General features: G+C 65.1%; 19 protein-coding genes. 9 read left to right on the top strand and 10 right to left on the bottom strand.

Annotated elements, in window-relative coordinates:
• From E6A26_RS17740 to E6A26_RS08250, 3 genes are all read right to left on the bottom strand, one after another.
• Window positions 1–319 (bottom strand): hypothetical protein (locus tag E6A26_RS17740; protein ID WP_211129038.1); only part of this gene is annotated, 319 nt, incomplete at its 3' end.
• A gap of 328 nt (window positions 320–647) precedes the next feature.
• A complete protein-coding gene (locus E6A26_RS08255) occupies window positions 648–1,259 on the bottom strand; it encodes a hypothetical protein (protein ID WP_136610706.1) in 612 nt (203 codons plus the stop codon).
• 228 nt (window positions 1,260–1,487) lie between these two features.
• Window positions 1,488–2,207: a hypothetical protein gene (locus tag E6A26_RS08250; RefSeq protein WP_136610705.1), complete on the bottom strand. Its 720-nt coding sequence runs from the start codon at window positions 2,205–2,207 to the stop codon at window positions 1,488–1,490.
• A gap of 108 nt (window positions 2,208–2,315) precedes the next feature.
• Here E6A26_RS08250 and E6A26_RS18035 point away from each other — a divergent pair, with 108 nt between their 5' ends.
• On the top strand, window positions 2,316–2,444 hold the full coding sequence (locus E6A26_RS18035; protein WP_268815282.1) for a hypothetical protein: 129 nt from the start codon (window positions 2,316–2,318) through the stop codon (window positions 2,442–2,444).
• An 80-nt stretch (window positions 2,445–2,524) separates the two neighbouring features.
• Window positions 2,525–2,959 carry a bleomycin resistance protein gene (locus E6A26_RS08245; protein WP_136610704.1) on the top strand — a complete coding sequence of 145 codons (435 nt, stop codon included), beginning with the start codon at window positions 2,525–2,527 and terminating at the stop codon, window positions 2,957–2,959.
• Window positions 2,960–3,243: 284 nt separating this feature from the next.
• On the opposite strand, the gene E6A26_RS08240 is transcribed toward E6A26_RS08245, so the two are convergent.
• The 5 genes from E6A26_RS08240 to E6A26_RS08220 all read right to left on the bottom strand — a co-directional run bounded on the left by E6A26_RS08240 (window position 3,244) and on the right by E6A26_RS08220 (window position 8,697).
• Window positions 3,244–4,029: an HAD family hydrolase gene (locus E6A26_RS08240; RefSeq protein WP_136610703.1), complete on the bottom strand. Its 786-nt coding sequence runs from the start codon at window positions 4,027–4,029 to the stop codon at window positions 3,244–3,246.
• A gap of 53 nt (window positions 4,030–4,082) precedes the next feature.
• The gene (locus tag E6A26_RS08235) at window positions 4,083–5,447 is read right to left on the bottom strand and encodes an MBL fold metallo-hydrolase (RefSeq protein WP_136610702.1); all 1,365 of its coding nucleotides are present in this window, start codon (window positions 5,445–5,447) and stop codon (window positions 4,083–4,085) included.
• A gap of 40 nt (window positions 5,448–5,487) precedes the next feature.
• Window positions 5,488–6,420, bottom strand: coding sequence for a carbohydrate ABC transporter permease (locus tag E6A26_RS08230; RefSeq protein WP_136610701.1), 933 nt, complete (start codon window positions 6,418–6,420; stop codon window positions 5,488–5,490).
• Window positions 6,421–6,446: 26 nt separating this feature from the next.
• Window positions 6,447–7,772, bottom strand: coding sequence for an ABC transporter substrate-binding protein (locus tag E6A26_RS08225; protein ID WP_136610700.1), 1,326 nt, complete (start codon window positions 7,770–7,772; stop codon window positions 6,447–6,449).
• A 61-nt stretch (window positions 7,773–7,833) separates the two neighbouring features.
• A complete protein-coding gene (locus E6A26_RS08220) occupies window positions 7,834–8,697 on the bottom strand; it encodes a carbohydrate ABC transporter permease (RefSeq protein WP_136610699.1) in 864 nt (287 codons plus the stop codon).
• A gap of 463 nt (window positions 8,698–9,160) precedes the next feature.
• Here E6A26_RS08220 and E6A26_RS08215 point away from each other — a divergent pair, with 463 nt between their 5' ends.
• A complete protein-coding gene (locus E6A26_RS08215) occupies window positions 9,161–9,940 on the top strand; it encodes an aminoglycoside phosphotransferase family protein (RefSeq protein WP_136610698.1) in 780 nt (259 codons plus the stop codon).
• A gap of 26 nt (window positions 9,941–9,966) precedes the next feature.
• Here E6A26_RS08215 and E6A26_RS08210 read toward each other — a convergent pair whose 3' ends face one another.
• Entirely contained in the window at window positions 9,967–10,473 is a 507-nt protein-coding gene (locus tag E6A26_RS08210) for a GNAT family N-acetyltransferase (protein ID WP_211129036.1), read from the bottom strand.
• A 66-nt stretch (window positions 10,474–10,539) separates the two neighbouring features.
• Between E6A26_RS08210 and E6A26_RS08205 the strand changes: the two genes are divergently transcribed.
• Entirely contained in the window at window positions 10,540–11,034 is a 495-nt protein-coding gene (locus E6A26_RS08205) for a VOC family protein (RefSeq protein WP_407695373.1), read from the top strand.
• Window positions 11,035–11,148: 114 nt separating this feature from the next.
• Here the strand turns inward: E6A26_RS08205 and E6A26_RS08200 are convergent, their stop codons facing one another.
• Window positions 11,149–11,922 carry a COG4705 family protein gene (locus E6A26_RS08200; protein WP_211129034.1) on the bottom strand — a complete coding sequence of 258 codons (774 nt, stop codon included), beginning with the start codon at window positions 11,920–11,922 and terminating at the stop codon, window positions 11,149–11,151.
• Window positions 11,923–12,562: 640 nt separating this feature from the next.
• Between E6A26_RS08200 and E6A26_RS08195 the strand changes: the two genes are divergently transcribed.
• The 5 genes from E6A26_RS08195 to E6A26_RS17585 all read left to right on the top strand — a co-directional run bounded on the left by E6A26_RS08195 (window position 12,563) and on the right by E6A26_RS17585 (window position 19,293).
• Complete coding sequence (locus tag E6A26_RS08195) at window positions 12,563–15,448, top strand: SpaA isopeptide-forming pilin-related protein (RefSeq protein WP_136610695.1); 2,886 nt, start codon at window positions 12,563–12,565, stop codon at window positions 15,446–15,448.
• An 85-nt stretch (window positions 15,449–15,533) separates the two neighbouring features.
• Window positions 15,534–17,123 carry a SpaH/EbpB family LPXTG-anchored major pilin gene (locus E6A26_RS08190; protein WP_136610694.1) on the top strand — a complete coding sequence of 530 codons (1,590 nt, stop codon included), beginning with the start codon at window positions 15,534–15,536 and terminating at the stop codon, window positions 17,121–17,123.
• Window positions 17,124–17,270: 147 nt separating this feature from the next.
• A complete protein-coding gene (locus tag E6A26_RS08185) occupies window positions 17,271–18,251 on the top strand; it encodes a class C sortase (protein ID WP_136610693.1) in 981 nt (326 codons plus the stop codon).
• A 182-nt stretch (window positions 18,252–18,433) separates the two neighbouring features.
• On the top strand, window positions 18,434–19,132 hold the full coding sequence (locus E6A26_RS08180) for a class E sortase (protein WP_327407442.1): 699 nt from the start codon (window positions 18,434–18,436) through the stop codon (window positions 19,130–19,132).
• Window positions 19,132–19,293: a hypothetical protein gene (locus E6A26_RS17585; protein ID WP_168928701.1), complete on the top strand. Its 162-nt coding sequence runs from the start codon at window positions 19,132–19,134 to the stop codon at window positions 19,291–19,293. The genes E6A26_RS08180 and E6A26_RS17585 overlap by 1 nt, the downstream gene beginning before the upstream one ends.
• The last annotated feature ends 239 nt before the right edge of the window (window positions 19,294–19,532 follow it).

The raw sequence follows: 19,532 nt of genomic DNA, 5'->3' as shown, positions 1-19,532 counted from the left end.
CGGATCTCACCGACCATCCGCACCGCCCGCTCACGCAGCTCGGCCGGGTACCTCTTCGACGTATTCCCTGACATGACTCCATCCTTCCCAAGGAACGGAGTCTCCGGACACGCCGGGGCGGTTCAGGCATCACCTCGTTGGCCAGGTAGCCGTTCAGTCTCAGCTGTACGTATTCGGGCTTCCACCAGACCTCGAAGACGCTCTGCAATTCGGAGGGATCGATGGCGACCCACACGCCGGAGGTCACCGAGTAGCCTCCTGAGAGCCGTACTGGCAGAAGCGCTCGGACGAACGCTCCGACGCCGTTGACCTGCATCATGACCGATTCGTTCGCAGTCGGCCCTGTCATCTAGGCTTCGGGGTCGCCTTCCGGTCCACGCTGTTGCAGCACGGGGTCAGGCCACTGGAATCGAACGTGGCGATCGTGCTCATCCACCGGCCGCGCGCACGAAGCGCATATCTGTGTCTCCACGCAACAAGGCTAAACGGCCGGTTCGCCCGGAATGCGCCTGAGGTGGTCCGCCGGACAGAATCCGCTCTGTGCCGCAGACCCCAGACCGACCCGGAAACTTTGCCGCTCAACGATCCTTCCGCGCACGTCTACATGTGCCTGGGGCTGAATCCCATCCACCCCGGCTGCGGAAAAATCACTGCCCGGCAGTCGCTACCGCTTCGCTCCAAGCTCCCGCGCGCACGCTGCTCTCGATCGCGGCTATCAAGAGTCCAACAGCCAGCCCGATCGAGGGCAGGCTGATCACCGGGTTGTTGGCCCAAGCGTCTGGTACCGCGGCCATAACGATGGCGATTGCGGTGGGCACTAGGCCGTGAGCGTCCAGTCTGGCCTGTTGGTAGTCCCGGTGTGCGAGGATCCGACGCGCCTCTTCGGCCTCGGCGAGAAGGGCCATCTCCAGTCTTTCGACTGCCTGCGTCACGGCAGAATGCCGCTCCTGGCAGCGGGTCTCGTGCTCACGGACGTGCGCCTTGAGCTTCTCGACATCTCGTTTCAAGGCTTCGATGTGAAGAGAGTCGCTCCCGGGCCACAGATCAGTGGTGAGAGAGGCTGTCGCACTCATCTCGGCATTCAGGGAGACATGTTCGGGCTGGCTTGCAGTCGGCCTGATGTCGCCAGCGATCAAGCTCTTCAGCGAAGACACAGTCCGCGAGTACAAAAGACGCGCACCGCTGGGGGATAGGAGAAGAGCGCCCGCCACCGCGGTGATAGCAGCGCATAGCTTGAACAGGATCCCCGCATAGTCCACGGAGACACTTTAGCTTCGAGCACCGGCGGCACATCCAAGGAGCGACCCCTGCGATTCTCGCGGCTGTCGCACCTTAGAGGACATTTCACAGTCCGGGGCATTCGCAGCCTCCGGCTTGACCGAGCCTTCTGGGCAAGGCAGGACTGCATCCACCACCCGGCTAGGACGGCAGGCTAAAGGGCAGTTGAGGACGAGAGATCTCGGCTCGGCCCGATCCGGCGCTTGGGCTCAGTCGGCCAAGATTTCTGGGTCGGCCACGAATAGCAGGAATCTCTTGCCCGGGTCGGAAATGGTGTGGCGAGACTCGATTCTGACGAACTGTTCGCTTTCTATTCGGGTGTAGGAACCAAACCTAGGCACCTTCCGCTCCTCGACCTTGGAGTTCTCGTACAGCGCGAGTAGACCGTCGTCGGTCAAGTCCTTGAGGCAGCGATCGATGACTGGTCTCGGAACTGCCTCATTTAGATGTTGGAAAACCTGCGGGGCAGCGTGTTCAAGTGTCTCGGTCCGGTCCCTCATGATCTCCTCCATCGCTTGGAGGACTATTACATGGTCGGGCGCGTACCGGATCATGCATCCGAGGAAGTCATCGCGCTCCGCGGGTACCTCTCCCCGCAGATAGCCGTTGAGAAGGGCATTCTGGAGTAGCGTGCGTTTCTCGCTCCTTGCTGTCTCCTGAGCGGCACGGAAGACACGATGGACTGCGGCCTGGAATTCGTCCGACTCCAGCAACAGATCGGCTTCCGAAACAACCATGTGGGCGACAAGTCTATCTACTCGGTCGCACAGCTCTTTGAAGAGTCTTTCGTTTCTACGCTGAACCGCGGATCCGAACGCACGATTGACGGCCACGGCGGCTGGGCCACCCACGATGGGGACCATGGAGACCGCTGCCTCGATCGCCGCAGCGGCCCCGTCTTCGATCTTGTCCTTGGTTCGTTCTTCCACAGAGCCGAGGATGCCACACGGACCACCGTCGACACGTCGAACGCGGGACGCTCGCTCACACTTCAAACGGGATCCGTCGGGCGCCCATCTTGAGTCTATGGCGGCATCGTGAAGAAGTGCTCGTGGTTGTCCCCGGACTGCTTCTTCGCCAACGAGCACAACATGGCCTCGATCAAGATGCGCGAGGCCTTGGGGTTCCAGCCCAGAGGCCGAGCCAAGGAGATCCGTGGGGTGTGAGCAGACGACGGACGGGCTGATCTGGTCCTCTTCGAGGCGTCACGATGAGGGATCGGCATGCGTGATGCTGCAATGATGGCATGGTGCCCGCTGACCTCGAACCGGCGCTCGTTCCTGAGCTGCTCGTCTCCGATCTGACACGAAGCCTGTCCTTCTGGGTCGGGATCTGCGGGTTCGCCGTGCGCTACTCGCGCCCCGAGGAAGGCTTCGCGTACATCACTCGCAATACCGCCCACGTGATGCTCGAGCAGATCGGCGCCGGGCGCAATTGGATCACCGGCGCTCTGGATTCTCCGCTAGGGCGCGGCGTCAACTTCCAAGTCAGCGTGCCGGACTGCATGAAGATCGCCGAAGCTCTGCGTGCAATGGGCGTCGAACTCTTCGTGGAGCCGGAGACGAAGTGGTACCGCATCGACGACCATGAAGCTGGTGTCCAGCAGTTCCTCGGCACCGACCCCGACGGCTACCTCATACGCTTTCAGTCCTCAGGTGGCCACCGCGACATCGCGCGCTGATCGACCCTCTTTCGGGCGTCGCCTCTGCTTCTGCAACTCCTTCCTTCCGCCGTGACGCGACGCCTTGCTGTGAATGTGTGGCCCTATCGGTTGGATCGGTTTCCGGCTCCAGACTCGGGCCAGCAGGCATGCACGCACGAGGGGGACGCTGTGGAGATTGGGCCGAGCAGCAGGAAGGAGAGTGTCCCAATGGCCGGACCTCTGCCGGCACCGGTGTCGATGAGTGTTTCCTATTCTCTGAGGTGTCAGGCGCTCGAGGATCTTTCTGACCAGTACAGCGGGTGTCAGTCGTGGTTGGCGTAACCCGCGACGATGCGGTGCGGGTCCGTGGTGGTGCGGTGGTCGTGGAACCTCTCCGGGTTCTCGGCCCAGGCCTGGATCGCTGGATAGAGGGACGGGAAGTCGGGGCCGCGCAGGGTGGACGGGCCGCTTGGGTGGTTGTGACGGTCGATGTACGCGGTGGCGCAGCCGGCTTCGTAGGGGAGCCGGAGGTCGTTTTCCCAGATGTCGCCGACGCTGAGCAGGCGGTGGGGTGCGCGGTTTCGGAGCATCTGGGGGAGCAGCTCACTGAAGCCGGCGGGTTTGCCGGCGTCTGCCCTGACCGCATCGATGTGGCCACCGAGCCCGAGGGCATGGAGGCTTTCGTTCACGCCCGACGCGGGAGCGTTGGTCACGACCACCCGGAGGGCACGGCCTGCGAGGCCGTGAAGGAAGTCGCCGAGGCCGGGTGGGGCTGATATTGCCACCTCGCCCGCGGCCAGGCGCTGACGGCTTTCGGTAAAGGCGTCATTCAGCTGATCGGCCTGGAGGTGAGGCCCGAAGAGGCCCGCGACGGCGGCGTAACCGTCAGGGTAACGCCGATCGTCCGTGTCGTTGTTGAGGAAGCCGTCCAAGGCCTTGAGCAAGGTCCTGCCGGTTGGTGCCGGGAGTCTGCGGGCGGCGGCTTCGGCATAGGCGTGTACGGGTCCGTCTCCGAGGCAAATGGTGCCATCGAAGTCCAGAACCAGCAGCGGCAACGGTGAGTCAAAGACAGTGGCGTCGCTGGGCGCAGCCTGCGGGAGGGTATTCATGGGGAGACTTTCGATCATTGGAGTGATGTGCCGGAACTCCGGCGCTGACGACCTTAAGAAAGCTTGCGGCCGTCAAGGGTGTAGGAGGCACCGTATTCGGGCAGGAGCCTGGGAACGTCCACCTGGAGGGCTTCGGGCCTGAATCCGTGGATGGGAACGACGACGCCTGGGTGGATGTCCGCGACCATCTTGTGGAGCGCTTCACCGGTCGCATGACCCGTGGAGCCGATGCTGACAAAGGAGATGTCGAGCAGGTCGAGCCATTCCAGGTAGGTGTGCCAGTTGGCCATGAAGGGGCCCAGGGGCTCGCCTTGGGCGTGGATGAACGGGACGAACGTTCCCGGCCCCCGATGCGGCGCGCCGAGGGGGAGGTCCAGGAGGCTGGGGACGTCTGAGACGTCCGGCTGGACCAGGTACGACGACGGGCGCGCACGGACGGCGTCCAGGCTTACGGTCCGGATGGTCCCCCGTCCGGCCGCTTCGGCACGTGCCACGGCTTCGGCATGGCCGCTGGTCTGCAGGCGCGAATGGTCCCACGTGACGACGTCCTCGACACCGTAGTGGTGCAACAGGGCGGCGGACTGCCCGGGCCAGATCAGGACACGGCCGTGTGCGCTTGCATGAGCGATGAGGCGCCTGGCGCGGTCCACATCACGGACATACATACTCACCAGGGCCAGCCCGGGCGCCCGCGTCATGGCTCCTGCCGCCAGATCGAGTAGCTCTGCTTCGCTTCGGGGTTCCCGTACGGTGGCGTCGGCCGGCATATCGAAGGAGAGCAAGGTGGTTTCGGTGACCAGCATGTCCACGCCTGCGACCCGGTCCGTGAAACCCTGGCTGCGCATCGCGCCGTCGCGGTGGAAGTTCAAATCCCCGGTGTATGCGAGCGTCCCGTCAGGTGTGGTGACCAGAAATCCGCATGCCCCGGGGATGTCGTGGTCCACGGGAACAGCTTCGACGGTGATATCCCCGACGGTGACCGTCCCGGTGATCGGCGTCATGTCCGGCTGGTTCCCGGGCCCGGCGGTCCCGGACACGGCAATGGCCGCCTCGAGCAGCACCGTGTCGGGGTGCGCGTACACGGGGATGTCGGGCCTGAGGAAGCCGAGGGCGCCGTCGTGGTCCAGATGGGCATGGGAGAGGAACACGGCGGTCTGTCGGTCGTCGGACTGGCCCAGGTCTGCGGCAGGGGACAGCTGGGCGGGGTCATAGACGCCGGGTATGGCGGGGGCATACCCGACGGCGAGGCGATCGCGGAGTTCGAACCCGGGGCGTTCCCGCACCGGGGCCCGGAACAAATCTCGGTCGGACGGGATGTCCAAGCCCATGTCCAAGAGCACGCGCGCGGTGGGCGTGGAGACCATGATCTTGGACGACCCGATCACTCCAATCCCGCCAAAGAATTCAATTGTTGTCATGCCAGGCCCCGTTCGTGGCTGTTGATCGTGTTGTGGTTCGTCAGCCACGGACGCTGCCCTGTGTGCCGTAGACGCCGGTGACGAAGTATTTTTGCAGGAACAGGAAGAGCGCGATGATGGGCAGCGTGGTGAAGGAGACCGCCGCGCAGAGTCCTGTCCAATCTGTTCCCTCGGTACCGTAGAAGGCTTGAAGACCTACTTCTATGGGCCGGACAGCGTCGGATTTGGTCATGATGTAGGGCCAGACAAATGCGTTCCAGGAACCCATGAAGGAGTTCAGCGCCACCAGGACGAGGCTGGGGGCCGCAAGCGGCGCTGCCACCGAGAACAGCATCCGGAGCGGGCCGGCACCATCCATTTCGGCTGCTTCAAAAAGTTCCTTGGGCAGTGTGAGAAAGAACTGTCGGAGCAGGAAGATCCCAAAGACCGATGCGCCCCAGGGGACGATCTGAATCAAGTAGGTGTCGTACCAACCCAGCTTCTGGGCAATGATGAAATTGGGAATGAGCAACACGGTTTGGGGCACCATCATGGCGCTCATGACCAGCAGGAAGAGGACCCCTTTGCCGCGGAACCGCATGAGGGCGAAGGCAAATCCTGCCATCAGCGAGGTGATCAGGACCAGCAGGACCACGCTGCCTGCGATCAGGACCGTGTTTCCGAAGTACGTCAGCCACGGGCTTTTGCCCCAAGCCTTGGCGTAGTTCGAAAAGTCCCAGGCAGGCCAGAGCCTGGGTGGGAAGGTGAAGACATCCGCGTCCGAGGCGACGCTCGTGATCAGCATCCACAGGATGGGGACCAGGAACAGGAGTCCGACGGCGACGGCGGCACCTGGCTGCAGCAGCTGCGCCACCCGCCCGTTGGGGTTTCCTGGGGTGTGCCATGTCCGCCCCCCGGCGATCCGCAGCGGCCGGAGGAGCCGGCCGCGGCGGATCGCCTGGGCATTCGTTTGCGTTGCCGTGGTGGGGCTCATGCTGGGGGTTTCTGTTTCCACAGCCGTTACTGGGAACCCTTCATGGCCTTCATGGCGGAGTCCTGGGCGGCGGTCAGGGCATCCCGGGAACTGGACGACCCGTTGACGGCGGCCTGGATGGCTTGGGCCAGCGCGCCCGAGGCCTTGTTGACCCAGGACTTCGGCGGCAGGGGAGTGGCGGAGTCAAGCTGGTTGGTGGCGTCGCTCACGAAGGGGGTCTTGGCAGCGTAGTCCTTGAACACCGGCTGGGCCATGGCGTCCTTGCTGACGGGCAGGTAGCCGGTAGTGGCCGACCAGTACGCCATTTCCTCGGGGGAGGTCAGGAACTGCATGTATTTCCAGGCTGCAGCCTTTTCCGCATCCGAGCTCTTGGAGAAGAGCGCGATGTTGGTGCCTGCCAGCTGGTTGGCCGGACCTTTGGGGCCCGAGGGCAGCGCCGCGACGCCGAGTTTGAACTTGTCGCCCACCGCCTTCAGGTTGAACGGGTAGCTGGCCACGCTGGAAACATCAAAGGCCCCGGTGCCACCGCCCAGTGCGGCCTGGCCGGGGTAGTTGGTCCCCAGCACCAGGGACCCGTCCTTCTTCATCCGGACAAGATAGTCCATTGCCTTGACCGCGCCGTCCTTGGTGAACTGCGGTGTCCCGTCGGCCGCGAAGACCGGGTCGCCCATCGATTCGGCCAGAATCTCAAAAAATGCCGTGCCGCCGGCCGGACCCGAGGAACTGCCCGGGTCGATCGACAGGCCAACGGTGTTGCCTGTTGACGCTGCCTTCGCGGTTGCCGCGAACTCGTCCCAGGTCTTGGGTGCCGCCGGCACCATGGTGGGGTTGAAATACTGGACCACGACGGACTTGTTGAAGGGCCACATCCAGGTCTTGCCGTCGGCGAGCTTCATGTCCTTCTTGATGCCGGCGAAGAAGTTCTGGTACTGGTCGCTCTTGGCCGCGTAGTCATCCAAGGGAACGATTACTTGGCTTGCCGCGAATTCATCGGCCCAGCTTCCGTACACCTGCGCGATCGTTGGGGGCGTCCCTGCCGCCGTCTGGGCATTGATCTTTGTCTGCAGGGTCCCGTAATCGGGCTGGTCCTGCAACTGGACCTTAATGTTCGGGTTCTTGTCCATGAAGTCTTTGGTCATCTTGGCCAGTGCGGTCTTCTGTGCGCCTGATGACATCGCTTCCATGAAAGTGATGGTCGCGGGCGCTCCGGTGTCTGCCGGGACTGTGCTGCCGGACTGGGCATTCGTGCCGGCACCGCAGCCGGTGAGTGTGAGCCCTGCGGCAAGCAGAAGCGATGTTGCAAATATCCGGCGCTGGCCGCCGATGTGCGTAGGGTTGGTCTTCCGTGTCACTTTGTTCTCCTATAAGTGGTAGCGAAGGTAAGTGGTAGCGAAGGGTTTTTGCCGGAATGCCTTAGGCGTTCCGTCCAAGGGAGCGAGTGGTCCGTAGCTGCAGGATTGAGAGCGCTACGGTGATGCCGAAGAGGACTACGGCCAGCGCGGCGGCGTAGCCGGTTTTTCGGAAGACGAATGCCTGCTGGTAGAGCTGGAAGCCCAGCGTTGCCGTGTCGAACCCGGGGCCTCCGCCGGTCATCATGAAGAACTGTGTGAAAGCCTGCAGTGAAGCCACCGAGGAGACCACGATGACGAAGATGACGACGGGTCGAAGCTGCGGGAACGTGACGTTCCAAAATTCCTGCCACGCGTTGCATCCGTCGAGGCGGGCGGCCTCGGCCAGTTCGGTCGAAATGGTGGTCAGGCCGCCGAGGAAAATCACGGTGGTGAATCCGATTTCGTGCCACAGCGAATAGATGATCACCGCGGGCATGGCAAAGCGGGAATTGCCGAGCCAGTCGATGTTGGGGATCCCGAGCCAGCTCATGACCAGATTGGCCAGGCCGAAACGCGGATTGAAAATCCAGACCCAGACAATTGAGGTGGCCACCAAGGGGGTTACGTGGGCCAGGAAGACGGCGGTGCGGGCGGCGACGTTGATCCGGCCTGCCTTGCGCAGCAGCATGGCCATGGCCAGCGAGATCGCCGTCCCGCCCACCACCATGGCACCAACAAAATAGCCCGAGGTCAGCAACGTTGCCGCAAACGGCGGATCCTGTGAGCCGTCCACCAGCATCTGGTAATTGGCCAGGCCAACGAACTTATTCTGATCGGGATTCAGCCAGTTCCACTTGAACGTGCTGACGACAAAGGTGAAAACGGTCGGCCCGATGGTGAAGACCAGAAAGATCAGGAGGGCTGGGAGGATCAACAGATACGCCACGGGTGACCGTAGGCCGGACCTGCCCCGGGATGCCGCGGGCCTGCCCTGAACGATCGACTTCAAGGTAACTCCCAACTTCAAGACGACCTTTACGGCCCTTGGTGGGTCACCAAGGTTCCAACGTTCCGGTCACAACGTGACGCAACGGAAACTGGCCGGTGAACCGTCAAGGAACAAGAAGCGACTGTTCTCGGGCTGAGTGGGCGCGAGCTGCGCGGATTCAGCGTTCCGAAGGCATCGGGTGGAACGGATGCACCGCTTCACTGGACAGAACGGTCTGTCTAGGCCTACTTTCTGGCTATGATCAAGTCGCCGGCAGTTGCATTCAGAAGGATCGGGAACTGGCCTGATCCCGAGTAGAGAAACCGAGGCTCGGATTTCCGGGCTTCGTTTCTTTGGTGCGGACGTCGCCTCCGTGGCGCGGAGATCGCTAGAAGAGGAGTTTCCTCAGTAGGTTGGTCCGATGGAGGAGATCCTTTCGGGCGGGAATATGAACGTGGTCGTCCGTGTCGGCGGTACGGTGCGGCGAAGCGGCGGCCCGTGGACCAGCACGGTCCACGAGGTGCTCAGGGGCCTGCGCAGCAAAGGGATTAGCTGGGTGCCATCGGTCTATGGGATCGACGAGGTCGGCCGAGAGAACCTGGAGTTTCTGCCGGGCATCGTGCCGTCCTACCCCCTTCCGGCGTGGGTCTGGGAGGACTCGTTCTTGATTGACGCCGCCACCCGTCTCCGCCAGCTCCACGACGCGACAGTCGGACTGGCAGTGGACGATGCCGTCTGGCGGGGACAGCCTCACGAACCTGCGGAGGTGATCTGCCACAACGACTTCGCCCCACACAACTTCGCCTGCATAGACGGTCGGATTAGGGGAGTGATCGATTGGGACTTCATGTCGCCCGGTCCGCGCGTGTGGGATGTTGCCTATCTTGCCTATCGGCTCTGCCCCCTCGCTGGACCAAAGAACCCAGACCGCCGGCCGGGAGACAGCGCCGCGGAGCAAGGGCGGCGGTTGAAGCTTCTGCTCGATGCCTACGTCGCCGAGTTCACGGCCGCCGACGTCCTCGGGGCCGTCACGGTGCGACTCGACGAGCTGGCCCGATTCACCGATTCCGAAGCGGAGCGCCGAAACAGCGATGGCCTCGCCGGGCACGTCTCCATCTACCGGAACGACATCGACTACATCGCAGCGGCGAAAGCCGGCATCCTGTCCGGCGCAGAACGTGGCGCAAGGCCTTGGGTGTGACCGCGGGCGCGCCGTATTTCCTGCGGTCAGAGGACGATGCGGTAACGTCCAACCTCTCCGCTGTCGGTCATGACTGTCCGATCCAGGATGCCCCCGCAGTGTTGAATGGTCTTCACTGAGGCAAGGTTGTCCAGGAAGCAGGCGAGCAGGACTCGGTTCATTCCGACCGCCTTCGCCACGGAGAGCATTTCCATCAGCGCGATGGCGGCGATGCCGCGGCCCCTTGCCGACGGCCGAAGCCCAAACCCTATGTGGCCCAGCACGTCGACATCTCGAGCATTCTCGTAGCGCAGGGCAACACCACCGAGAATCTCGCCATCTTCTGCGATCCACCGATACGTACCGCCCTGGGCTCCGGGCATCGACTCCGCGGCGATCAACCGGCCCACAAACGCACGGAATCCGTCGGGGGAGCGGATGTCGTCGGTCTCAAGCAGGCCGAACCCGTCTTCGTGGTGGCCCGGGCCCCATTCGGCGTGTGCCTCCAGCCAGGCCGAGCGCAGGTCAACCGACGGCGGTAGAAGTACAACCACGGAACAAATGTAGCGCGGACACCCCGGTGGGGGAGTCGATCACCGTCGCCTCGCCGGGTCAGACGGTTGCGAGCCAATCGACCGCGCCTAGTCTTGTCCGGGGTTTTGGCCGGCCGTACTCTGCAGGCGGGATCTTGGTCGAGGGGCATCCGAAGGAGGCGAGTCACCTTGGCCAACAGCACAAGGCTTGGACAAGCACAGGTCTACGCGACCTTGCCGGCGGTCGATCTGGACCGGGCGCGGCGATTCTATTCTCAGACATTGGGCCTCGAGCCGGTCGAGGACACGTCGGACGGCCTGACGTACGAGCTGGGGCAGGGGAGCCGGTTCCTCCTCTTCGCGAGTGCGGGCAAAGCGAGCGGAGACCACACCCAGATTGCCTTCTCCACGCCGGACGTCGCGGAAACGGTCGAGGAGCTCCGCTCGAGGGGAGTCCAGTTCGAGGAGTACGACCTGCCCGGGCTCAAGACCGTGGACGGCGTTGCCGACATGGATGGACGACGGTCCGCCTGGTTCCACGACAGCGAGGGCAACCTGCTCGGGGTCACCCAGCCCCAATAGCTCCGATCCGTCGGAGGGAGGCTCGAAGGCCCGCTGTCTCCACGTGAGACGGCGGGCTTCTTCCTGCTGAGAGGGCTCGACGGCGGCGGACCTCAGTAGTGCCGGAGCGTGGCTCTAGGAAAGCGCCGGTTCCGGGGTGCGGTCGACGTCCTTATGAGTGACTTGGAGGTAGCCCACGAATGCGATGATCAGGACGGCGAGCACCGCGACAACTGGCCCATCGCCCCAACCCAGCCCGCCGGCGTCGTGCGCTTTGCCGGTCCAGTCCGCGAAAGAGGCGCCGAGCGGGCGGGTGAGCACATACGCGGCCCAGAACGCGAAGATCGCGTTGAGTCTGAAGGCGCGCCACGCGATGCCGGGCAGCGCGAAGAGGACCGCGAAGACGAGACCCGCTTCGAGGAACCCGAGCTGGGCCGTGTACGCCAGGAGGTCGCCGGCCGCGGTGCCGAGCGCGAAGGTGGCCGAGACGGCCGCCCAGTAGAACACCTCGCGGCGCACGGTCGTGATGCTGTGAATTGAGAGGGTCCCCTCGACCCGACGCCAGATCCAGAAGATGGCGGCAAGCACCACCGCGAAGCCCACTGTCGACGCGGCGTAGGAGACGCCGAGGACCACGTGGAGGACGTCCGCCGCCATCGTCCCGAACACGGCGACCATGACGATGGCGAACCAGTAGACCCACGGGACGTATCGACGGGTCCAGAACTGCATCGCGAGGGCCCCAGCGAAGAGGACGAACGTCGCTGCCACCGCCAAGTACGGGTCGAAGCCATTGACCAGGAAGTCGCTCGTCGACTCGCCGAGCGCCGTCGTGAGGAGCTTGATGACCCAGAACAGCGCCCCGATCTGGGGGACTTTTCGATACAGGGTTCGCTGGGGGACTCGCACGCGCACGCCTTTCGTTCAACGATCGTCCGTGTGAACCCTAAGGGGCGAAGTTGTGAGGTGCCTTGGAGCGCCGGATACGGACGTCGGGCGCTCCGAACTCAGAAGGGGCCGTGCCGATCCCGGACCAGTCTGACTCCCAGTTCAGAGCCCACGGAACTGTTACCGAGGTCGGGCTATCGGAACACTGAGGTGGCATGGCATCCGCCCTTCTCAATCCACGGATATTTCTTCTGCTCACACGTATTTTTCGCTGTTTTTGGGCCCTCAGACGATTCCGTGGCCACCTACGGGTACCGCTGGCGTTCTTAGTATCGGCTCGCCAGATCCTCCCCATCGGACTGGGCAACTGGCCGCAGGCCCCTCAGGGATCTGTGGCCAGTCTGGGACGAGAAGAGGGAACTTCCATGTGGTTCCTCGGCACTCTCTCGACCCGCAGTCCCGGGGGTGTGCTCTGGGACTTGGCGCGTCCTGATTCGGTCGGGCGCACGGAACGACTCTTGGGGGGCTCTTGCGGTGGCGTAGTGGCGAGGCGAAGGAGGCCAGCTCGTCGACGACGGGACGTGGGGGACGGCACCGCACGACGGCGCGGCCGGCATCCAGCCGTTGGCGACGCGTCACTTCAGTCCTCGCGGCAGTGACCTTGGTCGTTCCCCTCCTCGTCGCCCTTCAGGCGGCAGTCAGCGCGCCGTCTGCCAATGCCGGCGGCTCGGGCGGGAGCGTCACGTCAACCGACGGGCGCATCACCGCGACCAAGACCGCGAGCACCTACAGCCTCCCCGTCGGGGGTGGCCAGGTGGCTTACACGTACACCGTGACCAACAACAGTTCGTCCGCGGAGTACTTCGTGGGTGCGTCCGACGACCAGTGCGGGACGCCGTCGAGCTCGGGCCTTAGTTACGACTTGTTTGGAGCGTGGTACTACATCCCGGGCGGTGCCACCGTCACGTTCACCTGTTCTCAGACCGTCACGGTGACGACGACGAACACGGCGACGTTCACCTTCAACACTGCCTGCGGCTGGTTGTTCGGATGCACCGGGGCTCCATCAAATGTCGCAGTGATGGCGACCGTCGACGTGCAGATTCCGACGTACACCTGCGACACCATCTGGTACGGCTCGATGGCCTCCGGATCGACTCCGGGAAGCATTGGGACGGTACTGCCGTCGCTCCAGAAAGTGGCAGCGGTAAGTCCTCCGGGCCAGACAAGCTCCTACGCGAGCACCTCCGCCATCGCCATCAACCCCCATGACCCGGGGTATGTGTACTACACCGCACGGTCTGGGGGCACATTCCTGTCGAACCTGTACCGGGTGAACCTCGCCACCGGCGTCCAGGAACTGGTCGCCTCGGGCAGTTCGGCGTTCCAGACCAACCGGTTGGGCTTTGACTCCTCGGGCGCCGTGTGGAGCTTCGCCAACGACGGCAGGCTCTACTCGTGGACCCCTGCGGGCGGAGTCTCCGCGGGCAAGACGGCCACTTTTCCCGATGGGAATGGCGGCACCCTTAACCCCGCATCGCTGACCTCAGGCGATCTTGCGTTCGATGGCCTGGGCAACATGTGGGTCCTCGTCTCCACCGGTTCGGGCTCGGGGATCACCCCCACGACCTATCTCTACACGATCTCGGCAGCACAGCTGGCCACGGGCACCCCGCAGGCGACTCTCGTCGGAGTGATGACGTCGCCGGGCGGCAACATGTTCTACAACGGCCTGGCCTTTGACACCAACGGCACGCTCTACGCGACCACCAACAACGGATCTACCTCATACCTGTACACGGTCGACAAGGACACCGGCGCAACAACCCAGACGACGAGCTACAGCAGCGGAACCTACGGCAATGCCGCCGACCTCGCCTCGTGCGCACTGCCGAAGCCGCAGATCGTCGCCCAGAAGACCGTCTCGCCCCCGGGACCAGCCAAGGTGGGGGACACGCTCACTTACACCATCACGGTCAATAACATCGGCAGCCTCTCGGCAACCGGTATGACCTTCCAAGACTCGATCCCTGCAGGAACCGACTATGTTCCGGGGTCGGCCACACTCAACGGCACCGCTGTCGCGGACATCAACGGCGCCATGCCCTATGTCACCACTCAGCCGATCAACGGCCGCACCACGAGCTTCAAGGGCGTGCTTCCGGCCGGCGACACCGCGACGATCGCCTTCAAGGTCAAGGTCAACTCCGCCGCCCTCGCCGCCGGCGAGGTGCGCAATCAGGGCACCGTCGTCTACGTTGGCTCGAATCCCATCCCGACGGATGACCCGACCAAGCCAGGTGGTTCCGACCCGACGGTCACCCCGATCCTCAATCCGGCCATCGCGGTGAAGAAGACCGCGTCGACGACGACTGTCAACGTCTCCGGCCCGGTGACCTACACCTACCAGGTCACGCTTGGCGCGGGTACCGAACCGCTCAAGAACGTGGCTCTTGCAGACGACAAATGCCCCAACCCCGTCTACGTCAGCGGCGACGCCAACAACAACAGGATTCTCGACCCAGGCGAGACCTGGACCTACACGTGCACGCAGACGCTCGGTACCACGACCACCAACACGGCCACTGCCAGTGGCGTCGGGGTCGTTACCGGGACTCCGGTCAGCAGCACGGCCCAGGCCACCGTGACGATCACCAACCCGAACCTGAACCTCGCCAAGTCAGCCGGAACCGCAAGCGGTCCCGACGCGTCCGGCAACTACACGGCGAACTACACCCTCACGGTCGCCAACACGGGGACCGGCCAGGGCACCTACGGGCCGATCACCGACACCCCCGCGTTTGCGTCCAATCTTGCTGTGACGGGCGCGTCCTGGTCTGGGCAGGCCACGGGCACCGCGACCGGGCCCGGCCCCTTCGCCATCGGCACGGGGGGCACCACGATCAACCCCGGCCAGACGCAGACCTACGCGCTGACGGTCACGTTCCGTTACACGAACTTCACTCAGGCCACCGCCTGTGCCGGGCAGGGAAGCGGCCTGTACAACTCCGCGTCCCTTCCGGCAGGCCAAGAACAAGGCACCACCACGGACAACGCTGCCTGCATCCCTCCGCCCGCTCCACCCACGCCGGGAACGATCACCTGGCAGAAGGTCGACGCGGCCGCCCCGTCGGACTATCTTGGCGGGTCCGTGTGGACGCTGCAGGGTCCCGGCACCTCGGGCCCGACCGTCACGGTCACCGACTGCGCCGCCACCCCGTGCACCGGCACGAACGACACCGATGCCAGGGCGGGCTACCTCAGCGTCGGCGGCCTGGCCTGGGGCACGTACACGCTCACCGAGACGAAAGCCCCCGCCGGGTACGTGCTGAACACGACCCCGCGGACGGTGACGATCGGGGCCACCGCGCTGACCGCGAATCTCGGGGCGATCAAGAACACCCAGCAGACGGTTCCGGCCCTCCCGCTCACCGGCGGGATTGGCGCGGAGACCTACCTGATCGCCGGCGGCCTGGTCACTGTACTCGCCCTTGGGCTGGCGTCGCTGCCGCTCTGGCGGCGCCGACGCCCGAACGACACCCCATGATCCGCCCCGGGCTCCACCCGAGCCTCGGGTCAACCACGTCACGCCGCGCCGCGTCGTGATCCACCACGAAGAAGAGAGAGAGTCCATGTCGAATTCACCAACCGCGGCGGCGCGGGCGCGCCGGACGCTAGCCGTGGCGGCCGCGCTGACGCTCGGCGTGCTGGGGGCGCTGGCAGCAACGCCCGCCAGCGCCGCACCCGTGCCAGGACCCGTCACCAACACGACAGGCTCGCTGACGATCCACAAGTACGCCTACCCGGCCAACGGTGCCCAGAACCCCTCCGGCACCGGGGCCAACCCCACGACGTCGCCGATCGACGGCGTCGTGTTCCAGGTGTGCCCGATCAACAACGTCACGGCATTGACGGACCCGTCGAACGCTGGCTGGACGCAGGTGAACGGGCTGCAGAATATCGCCGGCGCGCAGACAGCGACCGCGCTTACGGGCACGACGGCGGGCGTGGACAAGACGACGAGCTTCCCGCTCGGCACCTGCACGAGCATCACGACGGCGGGCGGCGGCCTCGCAACCCTGTCCAACATGGCGATCGGCGCGTACCTGGTCCGTGAGATCAGCGCCCCGTCGAACGTCATCACACCGTCGACGCCGTTCGTGGTGACCGTACCGACCCCCGCCGATTCGACCGCGGGCTCCGCGAACACGGGCCTGTGGGAATACAACGTGAACGTTTACCCGAAGAATGCGGTCGGCACGGCGCCGCAGAAGACGATCCAGAACCAGGACTCCAACGGGTACGCGCTCGGGTCGCAGGCCAACTTCTTGATCTCGCAGCTGCTCCCGTCGCTGCCCACGGGCCAGACGTACACCAAGCTCATCGTCACTGACACGCTGCCCGCGAACCTCACCCCGACCACCACCTATGTGCCGGTCGTGACGGTCGGCACGACGGCCCTCGCCTCGCCCGGTGACCTCACCTACTCCTGGTCGGGGCAGACCCTCACGGTGACCTTCACCGCCCAAGGCCTGTCGAAGCTCACGGCAGGGCAGACCGTCTCGGTGGGCTTCCAAGCGGCCGTGAACGGGACCGGCGCTATCAACAACACCGCCGCGGTGAACCTGAACGACCTGAAGCTGGACGGGACGAACAGCCCGACCCCGACCAACACGGCTACCACCCGCTGGGGCAACGTGCTCGGCACCAAGGCCGACGCCGGCACTCCGTCGCACACGCTCGCGGGCGCCACGTTCTCGGTATTTGAGACGACGACCACCACGGGGACCTGCACCGTCCCCTCGAGCGGTGTCACGGGGCTCACCCAGGTCACCCAGCCGAACTCGACCAGCCCGCTGGTCGTGACCTCGGGCGCCAACGGGGCGATCGCGATCAACGGCCTATGGGTCGGTGACACGTCCAGCGCCGCCAACAACGTCACGCAGCGCTGCTACATCCTCCAGGAGACGGCAGCCCCCGCCGGTTACGTGCTGCCGGCAGGAAACGCCGCGCTCACTGCGATCAACGTCCAGTCCGCATCCACCGTGACCACGCCGACCTTCACGGTCACCAACAACCAGCAGCTCGTCCCCGGTCTCCCTCTGACCGGCGCCAACGGGCAGCTCATCCTCACGATCACCGGCATCGCCCTGATACTCCTCGCAGCCGGCGGAGTCCTCGTGCTCGTCGGCCGCCGCGCACGCGGCAGCGAGCAGCACTAGGCAGTCCCGGCACGCATGAGCCGGAGCGGGTGAGGCGGTCGGTCTTAATTGGGGGACTGACCGCCGGACCCCAAGAGAGGGTGGGTGGTCGGTTCCCTTGCCGACCGCCCACCCTCGCTGTCTGAACCAACAGTGGAAGCAGAAGCCATGATCGATGCCCCCGCCGTCTTGCAGCCCCGCCGTCTTGCAGCCCCGCGACGGTGGAAGGCCAGCGGCCTGCTTATCACCACCGCCGTGGCGGCGGTGATCGGAGCCACCACGCTGACTTACCCGAGCGCCGCCAGCTGGGTCTCCTCCCTGAACCAATCCCAGGTCGTCGAGCACTACCAAGGGTCTGTCGACCACGCCGAACCCAGCGCCGCGGAACAGCTCGCCGCCGCCGACCGCTACAACGGGGCGCTCTCCTCGGGCGCGGAAGTCGAGGCGAACACCCGCAAACCCATCGGGGCCGGCAGCGCTACCGGTGACCTCGGAGACTACCCGAGCCAACTGGAGACCCCGACGGGGGTCGTGTCCCGCATCCAGATACCCAAGGTCGGCGTGGACCTGCCCGTGTACCACGGGACCAGCGACGCCGTCCTCCTCAAAGGGGCGGGCCACCTCGAGGGGACATCCCTGCCCGTCGGCGGCGACGGGACGCTCACCGTCATCACCGGCCACCGGGGCCTGGCGGAGGCGACCATGTTCACCAACCTCGACCAGTTAAAGGCCGGCGACACCTTCGTGATCACGACCTTCGGCCGTGTGCTCACCTACCGGGTCTTCGACACACGGGTCGTCGAGCCCTCCGACACAGCATCGCTGCACCCGAAAGCCGGCCGCGACCTCGCCACCCTCATCACCTGCACCCCGCTCGGCACCAACTCCCACCGCATCCTCGTCACCGGCGAACGCGTCATGCCCACGCCGAAGTCCGACGTCGACGCGTCCCGCTCCGGTCCGGCGGCCGTGACGTTCCCGTGGTGGCTCGTGCTGTACCTCGGCGGCCTGGCAATCATCGGCGTGTACGTCTGGTGGGGCGGCCGCTCACGGCGCAGCCAGATGCCCGCCGCAAAACGTGACTCCGCCCACGACAGTGCGCCCCGCCGACGAATCTCCCGGCTCTCGCAACCATCGGAGGAGAGATGAACACGCGAAAAGCAGGCCTCACAGTGGCGGCGCGTCAACGGTCGGCAGAGACAGACCCGGCGTCCTCTCCGAAACCGCCCGCGCCCGGGCTCCAAGACACGGCCCCCGGGGACCCGGCCCGCATCCCGGCTCCCGTCGCAGAGGGCAGGGGGCGCGGCCGGGTGCTCCGCGGGGTGGCGAGGGTGGCAGGGGAGCTCCTGATCACCATCGGGATCGTGCTGGGCCTGTTCGTGGCCTGGGACCTGTGGGGGACCAACCTGTCCGCCAACGCCACCCAAGCCCAAGCGGTCCGGGACTTTACGCGGGGCCTCGACGCGCCGCTGAGCCCCAAGGCGGCGCTCAAGGGAGACTACGGCCCCGCTCCGGCGACCGCCGCACCCACGGGCATCGGAGAGGTCTTCGGGGTGGCCTACATCCCGAGGCTCGGTGCGACGTACTCGCGGCCTCTCGTGCAGGGAACCTCGCAGGCCCAGCTCGACACCCTCGGTCTGGGCCATTACCCCGCCACCCAGATGCCCGGGCAGCCGGGCAACTTCGCCGTCGCTGGCCACCGCCAGACCCACGGCGCGGTCCTGGACAACATCGACACCCTCGTCCCCGGCGACAGGATCTACATCCAGACCCGCCAGGGCTACTACACCTACGTCTTCCGCAACTCCGAGATCGTCACCCCGGACCACACAGCCGTCGTGCTGCCCGTTCCCGACCACCCAGGCGCTCAGCCGACCGAATCCCTGCTGACCATGACCAGCTGCAACCCGAAATTCGGGGACTGGCAGCGGTTCATCGCCTACTCCGTGCTCGAGTCCTGGCAGCCGCTCGATGCCGGCCCGCCAGCGGAGATCGCAGCCATCGTGGCCGCCAACGAAGGCAAGGGCTGATGTACGGCTGGATCTTCCGCCACCTCCCCGGCCCGCTCTGGGCACGGATCTTCACGTCGGTGATCCTTGTCGCGGCCGCCCTCGGCGCTCTCGTCACATGGGCCTTCCCTTGGATGGCCCAGTTCACCCCATTCTCGGGAACCACGCTCGACGGCCAGTAGGCCCACCCGGCGGAATCTGCCACCGGACCTGAGCGGGTGGACCCTCGCGGCCGCCCTCTGGCTTGGGCCCGGCAAGACATGCGGCGCTGCCCCGTGCCAACCGCACGGATCGGCGCGGCATCTTGCGCGGTATATGGATGACCCCTCCGAATATGTGCATACTTCTGTCAGCATTAGTTCGGTCTGGCGTGTGAATTTTGTATCACGTCCGTCATGGCTATGGATGCCGGCATCGGAGG

Origin of the sequence: Sinomonas albida (assembly GCF_004919045.1) — a bacterium.
GTDB classification, from domain to species: Bacteria; Actinomycetota; Actinomycetes; order Actinomycetales; family Micrococcaceae; genus Sinomonas; species Sinomonas albida.
Note: the sequence above shows the minus strand (reverse complement) of the source record. Positions and strands in the feature narration are given on the sequence as shown.

Bases quoted from the DNA above. Each gene is read 5' to 3' on its own strand.
- E6A26_RS08245 (WP_136610704.1), top strand. From the start codon at position 2,525: ATGGTGCCCGCTGACCTCGAACCGGCGCTCGTTCCTGAGCTGCTCGTC.
- E6A26_RS08240 (WP_136610703.1), bottom strand. From the start codon at position 4,029: ATGAATACCCTCCCGCAGGCTGCGCCCAGCGACGCCACTGTCTTTGAC.
- E6A26_RS08235 (WP_136610702.1), bottom strand. From the start codon at position 5,447: ATGACAACAATTGAATTCTTTGGCGGGATTGGAGTGATCGGGTCGTCC.
- E6A26_RS08230 (WP_136610701.1), bottom strand. From the start codon at position 6,420: ATGAGCCCCACCACGGCAACGCAAACGAATGCCCAGGCGATCCGCCGC.
- E6A26_RS08215 (WP_136610698.1), top strand. From the start codon at position 9,161: ATGGAGGAGATCCTTTCGGGCGGGAATATGAACGTGGTCGTCCGTGTC.
- E6A26_RS08190 (WP_136610694.1), top strand. From the start codon at position 15,534: ATGTCGAATTCACCAACCGCGGCGGCGCGGGCGCGCCGGACGCTAGCC.
- E6A26_RS08185 (WP_136610693.1), top strand. From the start codon at position 17,271: ATGATCGATGCCCCCGCCGTCTTGCAGCCCCGCCGTCTTGCAGCCCCG.
- E6A26_RS17585 (WP_168928701.1), top strand. From the start codon at position 19,132: ATGTACGGCTGGATCTTCCGCCACCTCCCCGGCCCGCTCTGGGCACGG.